The 17,140-nt window shown below is 70.7% G+C and carries 7 protein-coding genes; 6 read left to right on the top strand and 1 reads right to left on the bottom strand.

Going from position 1 to position 17,140, the window contains the following annotated elements; translation table 11 throughout:
• The first annotated feature begins 22 nt into the window (after positions 1-22).
• The 6 genes from ACXN5S_RS01060 (at position 23) to ACXN5S_RS01035 (ending at position 15,698) form a co-directional block, all read left to right on the top strand.
• Positions 23-847 (top strand): glycosyltransferase, encoded by an 825-nt coding sequence (locus ACXN5S_RS01060; RefSeq protein WP_458603539.1) that lies wholly within the window; start codon positions 23-25, stop codon positions 845-847.
• 121 nt (positions 848-968) lie between these two features.
• Positions 969-2,333: an oligosaccharide flippase family protein gene (locus tag ACXN5S_RS01055; RefSeq protein WP_458603538.1), complete on the top strand. Its 1,365-nt coding sequence runs from the start codon at positions 969-971 to the stop codon at positions 2,331-2,333.
• An 82-nt stretch (positions 2,334-2,415) separates the two neighbouring features.
• Positions 2,416-8,781 (top strand): type I polyketide synthase, encoded by a 6,366-nt coding sequence (locus ACXN5S_RS01050; RefSeq protein ID WP_458603537.1) that lies wholly within the window; start codon positions 2,416-2,418, stop codon positions 8,779-8,781.
• Positions 8,778-9,764: a glycosyltransferase family 2 protein gene (locus ACXN5S_RS01045; protein WP_458603536.1), complete on the top strand. Its 987-nt coding sequence runs from the start codon at positions 8,778-8,780 to the stop codon at positions 9,762-9,764. The genes ACXN5S_RS01050 and ACXN5S_RS01045 overlap by 4 nt, the downstream gene beginning before the upstream one ends.
• Positions 9,739-14,352, top strand: a complete 4,614-nt coding sequence (locus ACXN5S_RS01040; protein WP_458603535.1) for a MupA/Atu3671 family FMN-dependent luciferase-like monooxygenase — start codon at positions 9,739-9,741, stop codon at positions 14,350-14,352. The genes ACXN5S_RS01045 and ACXN5S_RS01040 overlap by 26 nt, the downstream gene beginning before the upstream one ends.
• Before the next feature lie 59 nt (positions 14,353-14,411).
• Positions 14,412-15,698, top strand: a complete 1,287-nt coding sequence (locus ACXN5S_RS01035; protein WP_458603534.1) for a GumC family protein — start codon at positions 14,412-14,414, stop codon at positions 15,696-15,698.
• Between the two features lie 21 nt (positions 15,699-15,719).
• Here ACXN5S_RS01035 and ACXN5S_RS01030 read toward each other — a convergent pair whose 3' ends face one another.
• A complete protein-coding gene (locus tag ACXN5S_RS01030) occupies positions 15,720-17,102 on the bottom strand; it encodes a CpsD/CapB family tyrosine-protein kinase (protein ID WP_458603533.1) in 1,383 nt (460 codons plus the stop codon).
• Positions 17,103-17,140: the final 38 nt, after the last annotated feature.

Genomic DNA, 17,140 nt, shown 5'->3' with positions numbered 1-17,140 from the left:
GCCTTCTCGCCAGATCGGACCCATGGACGGCATCAGCATCATCATTCCGGCGAATAACGAGGCGGGCCAGATCGGCCCCTGCCTCGCCGCGCTGGCGGCCTCCGGGCCGGTGCCCTGCGCCTTGGAAATCATCGTCTCTGCCAATGCCTGCCGCGATGCGACGGTTGCCGAGGCCGGCGCCGCGGCTCCCGCGCTCACGGCGCGTGGCTGGCGGCTGGAGGTGATCGACCGCCCCGAACCCGGCAAGCCCGGCGCCCTCAACGCCGCTGATGCCGCCGCCCGCTTGCCTGCCCGGCTCTATCTCGATGCCGACGTCACCATGTCGCCACTCCTGCTGCCGGCGCTCGCGGCTCTCCTCGACAGGCCCGCCCCCACCTACGCCTCCGGCCGCATGGTGATGACGGCCACCAGCCCCGTCGCCCGCGCCTATGCCCGCACCTGGGCCCGCCTGCCGTTTTACGCCCAGGGCGTGCCCGGCGCCGGGCTCTTCGCGGTCAATGCCGCCGGCCGCGCCCGCTGGGGCGCCTGGCCCGACATCATCTCCGACGATACCTTCGCGCGCCTGCATTTCGCGCCCGAAGAGCGCCTGATGGCCGACGCCCCCTATGACTGGCCGGTGGCAGACAGCTGGCAAAGCCTCGTGCGCGTCCGCCGCCGTCAGGATGCCGGCGTGCGCGAGATCGCCGCGCTCTACCCGGCGCTCCTCGCCAATGACGACAAGCCCCGCCTCGGCCTCTCCGGCGCCCTCCGCCTCGCCGCGCGCGACCCGCTGTCGATGGGCCTCTACTCCGCCGTCGCCCTCGCCACCCGCACGCGCGCCGCCACCGGATGGAGCCGCGCCCGATGAGCCTCTCCCCTTCCCCTGTCTTTGCTCTGAGAAAATCCTCGGGGGGGCCGCCAAAGGCGGCGGGGGGCAGACAGCCCCCCTCCACACCGGCCCCCAGGCGCCACCACCGGGACAGCGCGCCATGACCGCCTTCGTCAATCTCCTGCGCGGTACCAGCCTGATGCAGCGCGCCGCGCGCACCTCGGTGCAGACGCTCTTCGCCTATGCGGGTGGGCAGGGGCTGCGGCTGATCTCGAACCTGATCCTCACGCGCCTGCTCTTCCCCGAGGCCTTCGGTGTCATGGCCATGGTCACCGTCATCGTGTCGGGCCTGGTGCAATTCTCCGATCTCGGCTCTGGCCCCGCCATCATGCAATCCAAGCGCGGCGACGATCCCGATTTCCTCGATACCGCCTGGACGATCCATATCGGTCGCGGCGTGCTGCTCTGGCTTGCCGCCTGCGTGCTGGCCTGGCCGGCGGCGGAATATTTCGGCGAGCCCGCCCTGACCGCCTATCTGCCCGTGGCCGCGCTTTCGCTCATCTTCTACGGCCTCAGCCCCACGCGGATGGAGCAGGCCGGCCGGCATATGCAGGTGGGCCGCGTCATGGCCATCGAGCTGGCCGCGCAGGCGACGGGCATTCTCGTGGCGGTCGGGCTGGCGCTGATCACCCGCTCTGTCTGGGCGCTAGTCATCTCGAACGTGGCGGCGGGCATGGCGACGGCGGCCTATCTGACGCTCTTCCTGCCCGGTCATCGCAATCGGCTGCGGCTCGACCGCACCGCAGCCAGCGAGCTGATGCATTTCGGCAAGTGGATCTTCCTCTCCACCGTTGCCGGTTTCGCCATCCACCAGGCAGACAAGCTGGTGCTGGGCAAGGGCCTCTCCACCCACGATTTCGGCCTCTACAATATCGGCTACTTCCTCGCCTCGTTCCCGCTGCTGCTCGGCTACACGATCTCGCGGCGCATCATGATCCCGCTCTATCGCGACAGCCCGCCTTCCGTCTCGGCCGAGAATGCTGCCCGCCTGTCGCGTGCCCGTGCCGCCATCACGGCGGTCATGGGCGGCGGCTCGCTGCTGCTGGCGGCGCTGGCCCCGCCGATTGTCGCGCTGCTCTACGATCCGCGCTACGCTTCTGCCGGTGCGGTGACGTCGATGATGGCGGTGATGCAGGTGCCGGCGATCATCGTGGTCACCTACGATCAATCCGCGCTGGCCGCGGCCGATTCCCGGCGGTTCTTCGTGCTTACCGCCATCCGCGCCGCGCTGGTGGTGGCGGGCATCTCCATCGGCTTCTGGATGGGCGGGCTGCTGGGCGCGCTCTTCGGCCTCGGTGCTGCGCATCTTGCGAGCTGGCCGGCGATCATCTGGCTGGCCCGCACCCACCGGGCCTGGGACCCGCGGCACGATCTTCTCGCGCTGCTCGCCTGGCTGGCAATCGGCGGCGCTTTGCTCGTCTGGCGGTGGCCACAGATTGGTGAACTGACCTCCTTCGCGGGCTAGACAGGAATTATGTCGAATTCGTCCAAAATACGCCGCATTGGCCGGGCATAGGCGGAGGACGGAAAGAGGGGTTGCTGCCACCATGTCTGAGTCCGCTCATAGCGACATCGCCATTGTCGGGATGGCGGCTCGGTTGCCGGGCGCGGCGACTCTCGGCCAGTTCTGGGCCAATCTCTCTGCCGGCCTGTCCAGCATCCGCCGCTTCTCGCGCGAAGAGCTGATTGCCGCCGGCGAGCGGCCCGAGGTGATCGCGCGGCCCGATTACGTGCCCTTCGGCGCCCCGCTCGACCAGTTCGACCATTTCGACGCAGAGTTCTTCGGCCTCTCGCCGAAGGAAGCCGCGGTGATGGACCCGCAGCACCGCGTCTTCCTCGAAGTCGCCTGGGAGGCGCTGGAAAATGCCGGCCACCCGCCCGAGGGGCTGGGGCCCGTCGGCGTGTTCGCCGGCTCGGGCCAGCCGAGCTATTATTTCGAGAACGTGCTCACCAATGCCGCCCTCGCGCGCGAGACGGGCCGGTTCCTGCTGCGCCACACCGGCAACGACAAGGATTTCCTCTCGACCCGGCTCAGCCATGTGCTCGACCTCAAGGGGCCAAGCATCAACCTGCAGACGGCCTGCTCCACCTCGCTCGTGGCGACGCACTACGCCGCCCAATCGCTGCTGCTCGGCGAATGCGATCTGGCGCTGGCGGGCGGCGTGACCATCGAGTTGCCGCAAGGGCGGGGATATATCTACCGCGAGGGCGAGGTGCTGTCGCCCGACGGGCAGTGCCATGCCTTCGATCATCGCGCCAAGGGCACCGTCTTCGGCTCTGGCGCCGCTGTCGTGGCGCTGCGCCGGCTGGAGGATGCCCTGGCCGATGGCGACACCATCTGGGCCGTGATCAAGGGCAGTGCGCTCAACAACGACGGTGCCGCCAAGGCCGGCTATCTGGCCCCTTCCGTCGACGGGCAGGCCGCCGTTGTGCGCGAGGCGCAGGCCATGGCCGGCGTCGAGCCGGGCAGCATCGGCTATGTCGAATGTCACGGCACCGGCACTTACCTTGGTGACCCCATCGAGGTCGCGGGGCTGAGCGAGGCCTTCGGGCCGACGGGCGGCACCACGCTGCTCGGTTCGGTCAAGACAAACATCGGCCATCTCGACACCGCCGCCGGCGCCGCCGGCCTCATCAAGACGGCCCTGTCGCTGCACCAGCGGCAGATCCCGCCGTCGCTCGGCTACGAGGCGCCCAACCCCGCCATCGGGTTCGAGGGCATGCCCTTCCGCGTCGCCAACCGCCTGACCAGCTGGCCCGAAACGGGCACGCCCAACCGCGCCGGTGTGACGGCGCTGGGCGTTGGCGGCACCAATGCCCATATCGTGCTGGAGGAAGCGCCCGCCGCGCCGCAAAGCGGCGAGAGCGACTGGCCCTTCCAGCCGCTCGTGCTCTCCGCCCGCACCAATGCCGCGCTCGATGCCGCCTCGGCGCAACTCGCCGCGCATCTGCGCGCCGCGCCGCACCAGCCGCTCGCCGATATCGCCTTTACGCTGAAAGAGGGTCGCCGCGCCTTCGACAGGCGCCGCGTCGTCGTCGCCGCCAGCCATGACGAGGCGGCGGCGCTGCTGGAATCGGGCGACACCTCCCGGGTCTTCAGCCACAGCGCCATGCCGGGCACGGCCAGGCCGGTGTTCATGTTCCCCGGCGGCGGCTCGCAGGCTATCGGCATGGGGCGCGATCTCTACGAGACCGAGCCCGTCTTCGCTGAATGGATGGACAGGGGCCTGGCGCTGATCGAGGCCGACGAGCCCGAGGTGCGCGCCATCTGGCTCGGCCAGCATCCGCAGGCCGAGCAGCTGCTGCGCAAGCCTTCGATCCAGCTGCCGCTGCTTTTCGTGACCGAAATCGCGCTGGCCCGGCTGTGGATGAGCTGGGGCGTGCAGCCCGCCGCTCTCATCGGCCATTCTCTCGGCCAGAACACCGCCGCCTGTCTTGCGGGCGTCATGACCTTCGAGGATGCGCTGGGCCTCGTCGCCCTGCGCGGCCGGCTGATGGACGGTGTGGCGCCCGGCGGCATGCTCTCGGTCAACCTGCCCGCCGCCGAGCTCGAGGAGCTGCTGGACGGCGAGCTCGATATCGCCGCGATCAACGGCGCCGATCTCACGGTCGCCTCCGGCACCGCCGCCGCGCTGGCGAGGCTTGAGCGGCGGCTGGCGGAGAAAGGCATCGAAGCCCGCGGCGTGGGCATCGACATCGCGGCCCATTCGCGGCTGCTCGATCCGGTGCTGGGCGAGTTCCGCGCCTATCTTGAGCGGCTGGAACTCAAGGCGCCGCAGATCCCGATCATTTCCAACCGCTTCGCGCGGCCGCTGACCGATGACGAGGCGATGAGCCCCGAGTACTGGGTTGGCCATCTGCGCGGCACCGTGCGCTTTTACGACGGGCTCAGCCATCTGGCCGAAGACCCGTCCCATGTCTTCCTGCAGCTCGGCCCCGGCCGGGGGCTGCTGCAGCTGGCCAGCCAGCATCGCGGCATCGGCGCCGGGCGTGTGGCTGAAACGCTGCCGGGCAGCCAGAGCGGCGTGCCGGGGGATGTGCATTTCGTCACCACGCTGGCCCGGCTCTGGGCGATGGGCGGCGAGTTCGACTGGGCGCAGATCTGGGGCGAGGGCCCGCGCCGCCGCGTGCCGCTGCCGAGCTATCCCTGGCAGCATCAGCGCTATTTCATCGAGCCGGGTCATCAGGCCGGGGCCGAAGCGCCGCTGCCGATGCGCGAGCCCGACATGGCGCGCTGGGCCTGGCAGCCTGCCTGGCGCCCCGCCTATGCGCCCTGCGAACAAGACATCACCGCGCTGGCCGAACTGCCGAGCACCCGCTTCCTGTTCTTCGCCGACGAGGGGGGGGTGGCTCAGGGCCTCGCCGCCCGTCTGCGCAGCGCCGGCCACAAGGTGCGGCTGGTCACGCCGGGCGATGCCTTCGCCGAAGCGGAGAGCGGCGATTTCACCCTGCCTGCTGAGCAGGGGCGCGAGGGCTACGACCAGCTCTTCGCCCGCCTCGCCGAGCTGGGAGAGCTGCCGGAGCGCATCGGGCATTTCTGGCTGGTGACTGAGGCCGAGAGCTTCCGCCCCGGCTCGTCCTTCTTCCACCGCGTGCAGGAGCAGGGCTTCTGGAGCCTGTTCCATCTGGCGCAGGCGCTGGGCGACCATCTGCCCGAGGGCGGCGAGCCCCCGCATCTGATGACGTTCACCACCGGCGCCGCCGCCGCGCCGGGCGAGACGCTGGCGCAGCCCGCCAAGTCCACTGCGCTCGGCCCGGCCCGCGTGATCCCGCGCGAGATGGCTGTCACCTCCGCCACGCTCGACCTGGTGCTGCCCCGCAGGAAGGCAGACCGAGCCGCGCTGGAAGACAAGCTGCTCGAAGAGCTCTTCGCCGAGCCGCCGGCTCCGGATGCCGGCCCCGCCGAGGCCGTTCTGCGCGGCGACAAGCGCTGGGCCCGGACCTGGCGCCACGCGCCCCTTGCCGAAACGGCAGAGGAGGCGGGCCTGCCGCAGGGCGCGCATGTTCTGCTGACCGGCGGTCTGGGCGGCATGGCGCTGACGCTGGCCGAAGCGATGATCCGCCGCCATGGCGCCCGCGTGACGCTGATCTCGCGCAGCGCCCTGCCGGAGCGCGCCGACTGGCCCAAGATCCTGCGCAACTCCGCCCCGGGCGACCGGCTCGCCCGCCGCCTGCGCGCCGTTCAGGCGCTGGAAGAGGCCGGCGGCGAGGTGCTCGTTCTGGCCGCGGATGTGGCCAACCTTGATGACATGCGCGCCGCCCGCGCCGCGGCCGAACAGCGCTTCGGCCCCGTCACCGCGCTGGTTCACGCCGCCGGCAAGATAGACGACGGGCTGATGGCCGCTAAATCGCCGCTTGCGGTGGAAGAGGTGCTGACGCCCAAGCTGTACGGCGCCGACGTGCTTCGCCGGCTCTTCGCCGGCGACACGGCGCTGAAGCTGGCCGTGCTCTGCTCCTCCACCTCCGCCGCGATCGGTGCGGCGGGGCAGGCCGATTACGTCGCCGCCAACGCCTATCTCGACGGCCTCGCCAGCGCCGGTGCCTTCGGGTCCGCGCGCACCGTGACGCTCGACTGGGGCATCTGGCAGGGCGCCGGCATGGCGGCAGAGGCCATGGCCGCCCGCCAGGCGGAACCTGCGCCGGAAGAGCCTGCGGGCCAGCCGCTGCTCACCACGGCCAGCTTCGATGCCGACGGCCATCGCCGCTTCACCGGGCGCCTGACGGCGGGCCAGTGGCTGCTGGACGAGCACCGCACCGCAAGCGGCGACGCACTGCTGCCCGGCACCGGCTATATCGAGCTGGCCGCCGAGGCCCTCGATGCCCGGGGCGAGCACCAGCCCTTCGAGCTGCAGGAGCTGGCGTTTCTCTCGCCCCTGCGCGTGCCCGACCGTGGCGAGACCCGCCTCGCGGTGACGCTGGAGCGCAGCGAGGCCGGCTACCGCTTCCGCGCCGAAAGCGCGCTGCCCGGCGGCGGCTTTGCGCCCAATGCCGAGGCCGAGATTTCGCTACTGCCGCTCCCGGCCCCGCCGGTGATGGATGTGGCTGCGCTGGAAGCCCACCTCGCCTCCGCCCCTGTCGAACGGGCGCCCGTCGGCGGCGCCATCCCCTCACCGCAGGCTGCCAACCTGCGCTTCGGCCCCCGCTGGGGCGCCGTGGTCGAGCGGCGGCTCGGCGATGGCGAGGGCATGGCCCGCCTGCGCCTTCCCCCGCAGGCCCGGGGGGACTCGGACTTCGCCCTGCATCCGGCCCTGCTCGACATGGCGACTGGCTGGGCGGTCGACCTTGCCCCCGGCTTCGACGGGCGCGCCCTTTGGGTGCCGGTCTCCTACGATTCCGTCCGCGTCTACGGCCCGCTGCCCAGCGAGCTGGTCAGCTACATGCGCGTCGCCGGCCATACCGAAGGCAGCGCCAGCTTCGACATCACGCTCGCCGCGCCCGACGGGGCGGTGGCGATGGAAATCTCCGGCTTCACCATGCGCGAGCTGGCCGGCGGCTTCCGCTTCGCCGCGCCGGTGCCCGAGGGAGAGACGCATCAGGCCGCGCTGACACCCGGCGAAGAGCGCCTGCGCCACATGCTCAGCCAGGGCATCAAGCCCGAGGAGGGGGCGGAGCTGTTCTTCCGCGCCCTCGCCAGCGGCACATCGCAGATCGCCCTCAGCTCCATGCCGCTGCCGGCGCTCATCGAGGCGGCGGGCCGCGAAGCCGAAGCCGCCGCCGCCAGCCCCGCCGCCTTCGCCCGCCCGGCGATGGAGAGCGACTATGCCGCGCCCGAGACCGAGGCCGAGAAGCGCCTCGCCGCCATGTGGCGCGAGCTGCTGGGCGTCGAGGATGTGGGCGTGGATGACGGGTTCTTCGATCTCGGCGGCCATTCGCTGATCGCCGTTCGCCTGTTCACGCAGATCCGCAAGACATGGGCAGTCGACATGCCGCTCTCGGTGCTGTTCGAGGCGCCCACGATCCGCGGTCTCGCCGCGCTGATCGAGGCGCGCACGGGCGCCAGCCCCGCCGCCACCCCCGAGACCGCTGACGCCCCGGTGCGCCGCTTCACACATATCGTGCCGCTGCACGAAGGTGAGGGCGGGGCGAAGACCCCGTTCTTCCTCGTTGCCGGCATGTTCGGCAACGTGCTGAACCTGCGCCATCTCGGCCAGCTGCTCGGCACCGAGCGGCCCTTCTACGGCCTGCAATCGCGCGGCCTCATCGAGGGCGACGCCCCGCATGAGACGATGGAAGAGGCCGCCGAGGCGATGATCGCCGAGATGCGCGCCCTCCAGCCTGCCGGGCCCTACATGCTCGGCGGCTTCTCCGGCGGCGGGCTGACGGCCTACGAGATCGCCCGCCAGCTCAAGGCGGCGGGCGAGGAGGTTTCCGTGCTGGCCCTTCTCGACACGCCGCTGCCGCAGCGCCAGCCGCTCAGCAAACGCGACCGCGCGATGATCCAGCTGATGGAGCTGAAGCGCGGCGGCGCGGCCTATCCCTTCCGCTGGGTGGCGCGCCGCATCGCCTGGGAGCTCAACCGCAAGAAGGCGGATTTCGACGAGCGGATCGGCAGCAGCAATACCGACATCGGCGCCGCCTTCCTGCGCGCAGCGGCCCAATATCAGGTCGCCCCGTGGGACGGGCCGATGGCCCTGTTCCGCCCGGCGCTGACCGGCAAGTGGCAGGTCGGCGAAGGCCGGCTGATCGATGAAGACCGCGCCTATGTGACTGAAGATAATGGCTGGCGGCCCTCTGTGCCGCGCCTGGAGGTATTCGAAGTGCCCGGCAACCACGATTCCATGGTGCTTGAACCCAATGTGCGTGTCCTCGCCGCCCGCATGGCGAAGGTGATCGCCGCCGCCGAGCGCAAGGCACCCTCGCGCCAATCACCCCAGCGCCGGCAGCCCTGGCTTTACCAGGAGGCCGCGCAATGAGCCCGTTCATCCATGTGCTGATCCTCAACTGGCGCACGCCCGAGATGACGCTCGGCGCGCTCCAGGCGACGCTGGCCGAGATGGAGGGGCTGCAGGGCTTCATCACGATCATCGACAATGACAGCCAGGACGGCTCCTACGAGCGGCTGCTGACGGCGACTCTGGGCATGAAGCGCGTGCGCGTGCTGCAAAGCGGGCGCAACGGCGGCTTCGGCGCGGGCAACAACCATGGCGTGCTCACGCCACTGCCCGACCGGCCCAAGGTGGATTACTGGTACATCCAGAATTCCGACAGCTTCCCCACCCGCGGCTCGATCCGCGCGCTGGCCGATTACCTGCAGGCCAACCCCCGGGCGGGCATCGCGGGCTCGCTGCTCGTGGGCGAAGAGGGCGCTCCGCGTCAGACCCAATTCCGCTTCCCCTCCATCCGGTCGGAATTCGAGGGCGCTGCCCGCACCGGGCCGATCAGCCGGCTGCTGCGCAATCACGTCGTGCCCCTACTGCTGCCCGAGGGCGACTGCCGGGTCGATTGGCTGGCCGGCGCCTCGATGATGATCCGTGCCGAGATTCTCGAAAGCATCGGCCTCTTCGACGAGCGCTTCTTCCTCTATTTCGAAGAGACCGATCTGTGCCGCCGCGCCTGCCTCGCGGGATACGAGACGCATTTCGTCAAGAACTCGGTCGTCCGGCATCTCGGCTCGAAATCGACTGGCCAGTACGAATGGGCGCGGGTGCCTGGCTACTGGTTCGATTCGCGCCTGCATTACTTCATCAAGAACCACGGCGCCCTCTATGCCGCCGGCGCCACGCTGGCGCATGTGGCCGGGGGGCTGATCCACCGCGCGCGTTGCCTGCTGACCGGCAAGGCACCCAGCGATCCGCCGCATTTCCTGCGCGATCTCATCCGCCACGACCTTGCTGCCCTGCTTCCCGCCGCCGCCAGAGAAAGACGAGAGAATGCGAACGTTCCTGCTCATCGGTGACGAAGCGCTGACCGCCGAATGCGCGCGCGAGATCCATGCCGCGGGCCACAAGCTGACGGCCGTCGTCTCCCGCCATCCCGGCCTGCTGGCCTGGGCTGCCGGGGCGGGCGTGCCCGCTGTAGCGCCGGGGCCCGGCCTCGCCGAGCGGCTGGTGGGGATGCAGGCCGACTGGCTGATCTCGGCGGCGAACCTCACGGTTCTGCCGCCCGAGGTGCTGGCCGTGGGCCGCGAGGGCGCGGTGAACTTCCACGATGGCCCGCTGCCCGAGCGGGCAGGGCTGAACGCGCCGGTCTGGGCGCTGATCGAGGGCGAGCGCCGGCACGGCATCAGCTGGCATTTCATCGAGGGCGGCATCGACGAGGGCGACGTGATCGTCGAGCGTCGTTTCGACATTGCCGATGATGACACCGCCTTCACGCTCAACGCCCGCTGCTTCGACGCGGCGCTGGAGAGCTTTCCCGAGCTGCTCTCGCTGCTCGCCGCCGGCAACCCGCCCCGCCGCAAGCAGGATCTCTCCCGGCGCGGCTATCGTGGCCTGGCCGACGGCGCGCCCCAGTTCGGCGTGCTCGATCTGCGCCAGCCGGCGGAAGAGCTCGCCCGCCTCGTGCGCGCGCTCGATCATGGCGGCTATCCCAACCCGCTGGCCCTGCCCAAGCTCGCTCTGGCCGATGGCCGCGTCACTGTCAGCGGCGCCGAACCCATGGCCGGCGGCGGCGAGCCCGGCACGGTGCTGGGCAGCACCCCCGGCGCTGTCGTTGTGGCGACCGGCGAGGGCGCGCTGCGCCTGACCGGCCCATTCGATGCCCCGCCGCCTGCCGGCAGCCGCCTGCCGCTCATCGGCCGCGCCGACGAAGCCGTCGCCCGCGCCGCACGGGCCGAGCCGGCCTGGGCCGCCCGCCTGGCCAACATGGCGCCGATGGCTCTGCAGGCTGCCGACGGTACCGGCGGCGCACCCTTGCAGGAGGTGATCCCCGGCGCCACCCCGGCGCTCTTCGCGGCGCTCGCGTCCCGCCTCTCCGGCGAAGGCAATGCCCTCGCCCTGTCGCTGCCCTCCGCTCATCCGCTCGACCTATGCCCCTGGGGGCCGGTGCGCTTTGACGCCGCCCTCCCGCTCGCCCGCGCCGCCGAGGCGCTGGAGGCCGAGATCGCGGTCGCCCGCAAGTGCGGCCCCTTCACCGCCGACATGCCCGCCCGCCGCCAGCTCGGCGCCGCGCCGATGCCCGCGTTTGCGCTGGGTGAAGACGGCCCTCTGCCCGGCGCCGCCCTGACGCTTGCAGGCGAGGTGCTGCATGGCGACCCGGCGCAGCTGTCGCCCGGCCAATTCGCCCTGATCGCCTCGCGCCTCTGTCACCTCGTCGCCAAGGCCCGGCACGACCGCCCGGCAGCTGAGCAGGACATCCTGCCCGAGGCCGAGCGCAAGTTGCTGCTGACGGGCTGGAACGACACCGCCCAGCCTTTTGACGAGCGGCGCGCCATCCACACGCAGATCGCCGAGGCCGGCTTGCAAGAGCCGGATGAGGTGGCCATCGCCTTCGAAGATCGCGCCATCACCCATGCCGCGCTGGGCGCCCGGGCCAATGCGCTGGCCCATGCCCTGCGCGCCGCCGGTGTCACGCGCGGCACGCTGGTCGGCCTGCATCTGACCCGCTCCGCCGATCTCATCGCCGGCGCGCTGGCGATCTGGAAGGCCGGCGGCGCCTATGTGCCGCTCGACCCGGCCTATCCCGCCTCGCGCCTGGCGCTCTACATCGAAGACAGCGGCGCCCCCGTCATCCTGACGGAAAAGGCGCTCGCCCCCGGCCTGCCCGGCGATGCCACTTTGGTACTGACGGAAGATGTGCCTCAGGCCGCTGACGCGCCGCCCGAGGGTGGCTGCGAGCCGGGCGATCTGGCCTATCTCATCTACACCTCCGGCTCCACGGGCCGGCCCAAGGGCGTGATGCTGACGCATCGCAACGTAAGCAACTTCTTCACCGGCATGGATGCCCGCGTGCCGCTCAAGGGCGACGCACGCTGGCTCGCCGTCACCTCGCTCTCCTTCGACATCTCGGTGCTCGAACTGTTCTGGACACTGGCGCGCGGCGTGCGCGTCGTCCTCTCCGGCGAGGAAAGCCGCGCTTTGCCCTCCGGTGGCAGCAACTCCAGCGGCCCCGCCATGGCCTTTTCGCTCTATTACTGGGGCAACACCGAGGGCGCCGCGCCGGGGGCCGACACCTACCGGCTTCTGATCGAAGGCGCCAAATTCGCCGACGCGAACGGCTTCACCGCCGTCTGGACGCCCGAGCGGCATTTCCACGCCTTCGGCGGCGCCTATCCCAACCCCTCCGTTACCGGCGCAGCGGTTGCGGCCGTGACACAGAACATCGGCGTGCGGTCCGGCTCCTGCGTCGCCCCGCTGCACCATCCCGCCCGGATCGCCGAGGAATGGGCCGTCATCGACAATCTCACCGGCGGTCGCGCAGGGCTCGCCATCGCCTCCGGCTGGCAGCCCGATGATTTCGTGCTGCGCCCCGAGAACGCCCCGCCCGACAACAAGCGCGCGATGATGGAGACGATCGGCCAGCTCCGCCGCCTCTGGGCTGGCGAGGCCGTCGCCTTCCCGCGCGCCGATGGCGCCCTGCACGAGGTGGTCACCCAGCCGCGCCCCGTCTCGAAAGAGCTGCCGCTCTGGGTCACCACCGCCGGCAATCCCGACACCTGGCGCGAAGCCGGGCGAATGGGGGCCCATGTGCTCACCCATCTCCTCGGCCAGAGCATTGCCGAGGTGAAGGACAAGATCGTCCTCTATCACGACGCGCTCCGCGAAGCGGGCCACGACCCCGCGGATTTCACCGTCACCATGATGCTGCACAGCTACATCGCCGAGACGCGGGAGCAGGCGATGGCCGCGGCGCGCGGCCCGATGAAGGATTACCTTCGCTCCGCCGCCGGGCTCATCAAGGGCTACGCCTGGGCCTTCCCGGCCTTCAAGAAGCCCGCCGGCGTCGAAAAGCCCGCCGATCTCGACCTCACCACCCTGTCGGACGACGAGATGGAGGCGGTGCTCGACCATGCGTTCGAGCGCTATTTCAACGAATCCGGCCTCTTCGGCACCCAGGCCGATGCCCGTGCCCGTGTCGCCGAGCTGGCGGCCATCGGGGTGGGCGAGGTGGCCTGCCTCATCGACTATGGCATACCTACCGACACCGTCCTCGCCGGCCTGCGCCCGCTGGCGGATGTCGTGCGCCAGTGCGCTGGCCCCGCGCCGGAAGAGGGCGACTACTCCATCGCCGCGCAGATCGCCCGCCACGACGTCACCCATCTGCAATGCACTCCCTCGATGGCGCGCATGCTGCTGCATGACGATGACAGCCGCGCCGCGCTGGCCCGGCTGGAGGTGCTGATGCTGGGCGGCGAGGCTTTGCCCGCGACGCTCATCGAAGAGCTGCGCGGCATCACCTCTGCCCAGATCCTCAACATGTACGGCCCGACGGAGACGACCATCTGGTCGACGACCGCCGCCGCCGATGCCTCCCAAACCATCGCGCCGGTGGGCACGCCCATCGCAAATACGCAGGTTTATGTGCTCGACGAGGCGCTCAAGCCCTGCCCCGTGGGCGTGGCCGGCCAGCTCTGGATCGGCGGCGAGGGCGTGGCGAAGGGCTATTGGCAGCGCGAGGAGCTGACGGCAGAGCGCTTCCGCCCCGATCCGTTCCGGCTGAGCGGGCGCATCTACGACACCGGCGATCTGGCCCGTTGGCGTGCCGACGGGGCGCTCGATTTCCTTGGGCGGGCCGACGGGCAGGTCAAGCTGCGCGGCCACCGCATCGAGACTGGCGAGATCGAAACGGTGCTGGAGGCGGCGCCGGATGTGGCGCAGGCCGCCGTGGTGCTGCGCGAGGATGTGGCGGGCCCCCGCCTTGTCGCCTACGTGCGCCCCGCCAGCGCGGCGGATGAGGCGGCGCTGAAGGCGCGGCTTGCCGCGGCACTGCCGGCACACTTCGTGCCCTCGCGCATCGTGGGCATCGATGAGTTCCCCCTCACGCCCAACCGCAAGCTCGACCGCAAGGCACTGCCGGCGCCGCAGCCGCCCCGCGCGGCAACCAAGCCGGTAGCCTTGGCTGAGAAAGCGCTGCCCGCAGCGCAGCCCATCGCGACGCTCGTGCCGCCAGCGCCGGCCCCGCAAGCGCCCGCCGGCCCGGCCGAGCGGATCAGCGAGGCCGAGGCGCGGCGCGAGATCGCCCTCATCTGGGCCGAGCTGCTGGGCGTGGAGCCGGAGGGGCCGGAGGCGCAGTTCTTCGACCTCGGCGGCCATTCCATCCTCGCCGTGCAGGCGCATCGCGCGATGAAAGCCCGCTTTGGCCTGCCGCGGCTGGCGGTGACGGATATCTTCCGCTCGCCCCGCCTTGGCGATCTGGCCGCGCGCGTCGCGACCCTCTCGGCGGAAACCGCGTCGCCCCTGCCGCGAACGCTGAAACCGGCCCCGGCAGAACCCCCCGCCCCCGAGCCGCGCCCGGCAACCTCGCCCGCCCCCGAGCCGGCAGACGATAGCCGCGCCGCCCTGATGGCGCGCCGCCGCCGCATGCGCGCCGAACGGCTGGGGAGCTGATATGAGCCGTCGCATCCCCTCGCCCGCCCGCCGCACAGAACAGGAGGCCTAGAGCCGCCATGTCCCCCCGCTCCATCCTGCATATCCTGCGCCGGCGCGCCTGGCTGATCATCCTGGTGCTGGCCATCGGGCTGCCCGCCTCTGTCTGGTTCGCCCTGAGCCAGGAGAAGGCCTATATGGCCGCCGCGGTCATCCAGATCGAATCGCCGCAGATCAACGATTCCGGGACCGGCGCCGTCATCTCGGCCGACCGGCAGCTCGACCTGATCGAGCAGAAGTTGATGAGCCGCGAGTCGCTGCTCTCGCTGATCGAGGAATTTGATCTCTACGGCCCCGAAATGCCGCCCGACAACAAGGTGATCCAGCTGCGCAACGATGCGCGGATCACCAAGATCCTCGACCCCGCCCAGGCCTTTCAGCCCAATGCCCAGCCCTCGGGGCTGACGGTCACCGTGCAGATGCCGTCGTCCGAGCTGGCGGCCGATGTCGCCAATGCCATCGTCGACCGGATCGTCGCCGAGGCCGAAGAGCGCAATGTCAGCCGTGCCGCGCGTACGCTGGAGTTCTTCCGTGCCGAAGAGCAGCGGGTCGGCGCCGCGATCGATGCCAAGGAGCATCAGCTGGCCAGCTTCAAGCAGGCCAATGCCAGCAGCCTGCCCGATGCGCTGGAAGCGCAGCGCCTGAGGCTCAACCAGCTGCAGGAGCGCAAGCTCGAGCTTGACGGCGAGATCATCGAACTGCAGACAAGCGCCGACCGGCTGCGCGAAGAGGAACTGGCCCGCCAAACCTCGCTGATCCAGCAGCAGAGCGACCTCGTCGCTCAATCCATCGCCGAGATCGAAGCGGCGCTGGATGCCGCGCCCGAGGTCGAGCGTCAGCTCCAGGCGATCACCCGCGAGCTGGAGCTGCTGCAAACCGAATACACCGCCGTCACCACCCGCCGCACCGAGGCGGCGCTGACCAACGAGATCGAGGCACAAGACAATGCGGCCCGCTTCGAGGTGCTCGAACGGGCCCGCCCGCCCTATTACCCGGTCAGCGCCAGCCGCCGGAAAATCGCCATGGCCGGCGCCCTTGCCAGCGGCATGGTGGCGCTGATCCTTGCCGCGGGGCTGGAGATGTTCAGCCCGGCTCTGCGCAGTGCTGAGCAGGTGCAGCGCCGTCTCGGCGTGCAGCCCGTTGTGGTGATCCCAGTGCTCAGCTCGCGGGGGCAGCGCATGCGCCGCCGCCGCAACTGGCTGTTCGGGCTGGTGGCGCTGGGCCTGGCGGTATGGGCGGCGATCCGCGTCATCGGCAGCCAGCTCTTCAGCTGGCTGCCCTTCGCCGGCCGCAGCGGCCCGGCCTGACGGCCGGCGCCGGGGCGCGGCCTAGTAGCCGTAATGCTCCGTGCGCGAGGTCTCGCCCTTGTTTAGCACGATGCCGATGATCGGCATGTCCTCGCCCAGGCGGCGCTGGGTTTCGCGCACCTCTGCGGCATCCGTCCGGTCACCGCCGATCACCAGCAGCACGCAGTCGAAATGCGGGGCGAGGGCGATGACATCGTCCTGCGCCAGCGCCGGCGGCAGATCGAACAGCAGCACATCGGGGCGATAGCGCGCCGCCATGTCGGCGAGCACCTCTTCCGTCTTCGGCTGCTGGAACAGCTCGGAGGCGAAGGGCTCGACCTTGCCGTTCAGGCCGACGGCGAGGTTGCGGCCGATATGCAGCCGGTTCGCAGCGGGGCGACGGAAGAAGTCCTCCGGCGCCGTCTCGCCGCGCAGGAAATCCCCGGTGGAGGTGTCGGGGTCGATCCCCAGGTAGCGTGACAGGCCGGGGCGGCGCAGATCGGCCTCGATCAGCATCGTGCGGGTATTGTCGTAGCGCGACAGGGTGATGGCCAGATTGACCGAGGTGAAGCTCTTGCCCACGCCGGGGCCGGGAGAGGTGATGCCGATGCGATGCCAGCCATGCTCGTGCATCGCCTTGACCATCCGGGCGCGCAGAATGTCGAAAGCCGCATGGGCCGGGTCGTCGCGTCGCGCAGTGATGACGAGGTTGCGCGCGAGGGCACGCTCGTTGACCGGGAATTGCGGAAGAGCCTCCCAGGCCGCCTCGATATTCTGGGCCGGCGGCGCGGCGAGCGCTTCGGGGGCCGGCTCGGGGGCGGCGGGTTGCTCCGGTTCTTCTGGGAAGTCGTCCACCGGCTCGGGCGCCGTGCGGAAAGCTACGGGCTGCGGCGCCGGCTGACGCGGCCGCTCGGCGGCGCGCACAGGGCGGCGCGCCGGGGCCGGGCGGCTGGCGGCAGGCGGGGGCGCGGGGCGCTGAGGCTGTGGGGCGGGCTCGGGCAGGTCCGGCTCCTCGGGCTCGACCTCGAACTCCGGTTCCGGCTCGGCTTGCGCGACCTCGTTGTCGGGTTCGTCCGGTTCCGGCTCCCAAGGCTCCGGCGCGGTTTCGGGCTCCGGGGGAGGCGGCGCGGTCTCCGGCTCTGTTCGAGCAACAGCGGGGGCGGTTTCCACGGGCGCCGACTCTGGGTGCACCTCCGGCTGTACCGCACCGGGCGTATTTTGGGGAGCCGCAGGCTCGGCAGCGGCCTCAACCGAAGCAGCCGCCGACTCAGCCTCAGCCCGCGCATGCGCTTCCGCCTCGGCACGAGCGCGCGCCTCCTGCTGTGCCTTCAGGCGTTTGGCGGCGGCGATGCGGTCGAGCAGGCGCTGCCGCTCCTCGGCGGTGAGGGGCGGGCGGCTGGCGGATTTGTCGCTGGCGTCGTTCATCGACGGGCCTTTCGATTTTGCGCCAGATTATCCGAAAA

The sequence above is a fragment of the Pseudoroseicyclus sp. H15 genome (assembly GCF_054353345.1).
The sequence above is the reverse complement of the archived record's forward strand: the minus strand, read 5'-3'. Positions and strand labels throughout refer to the sequence as shown.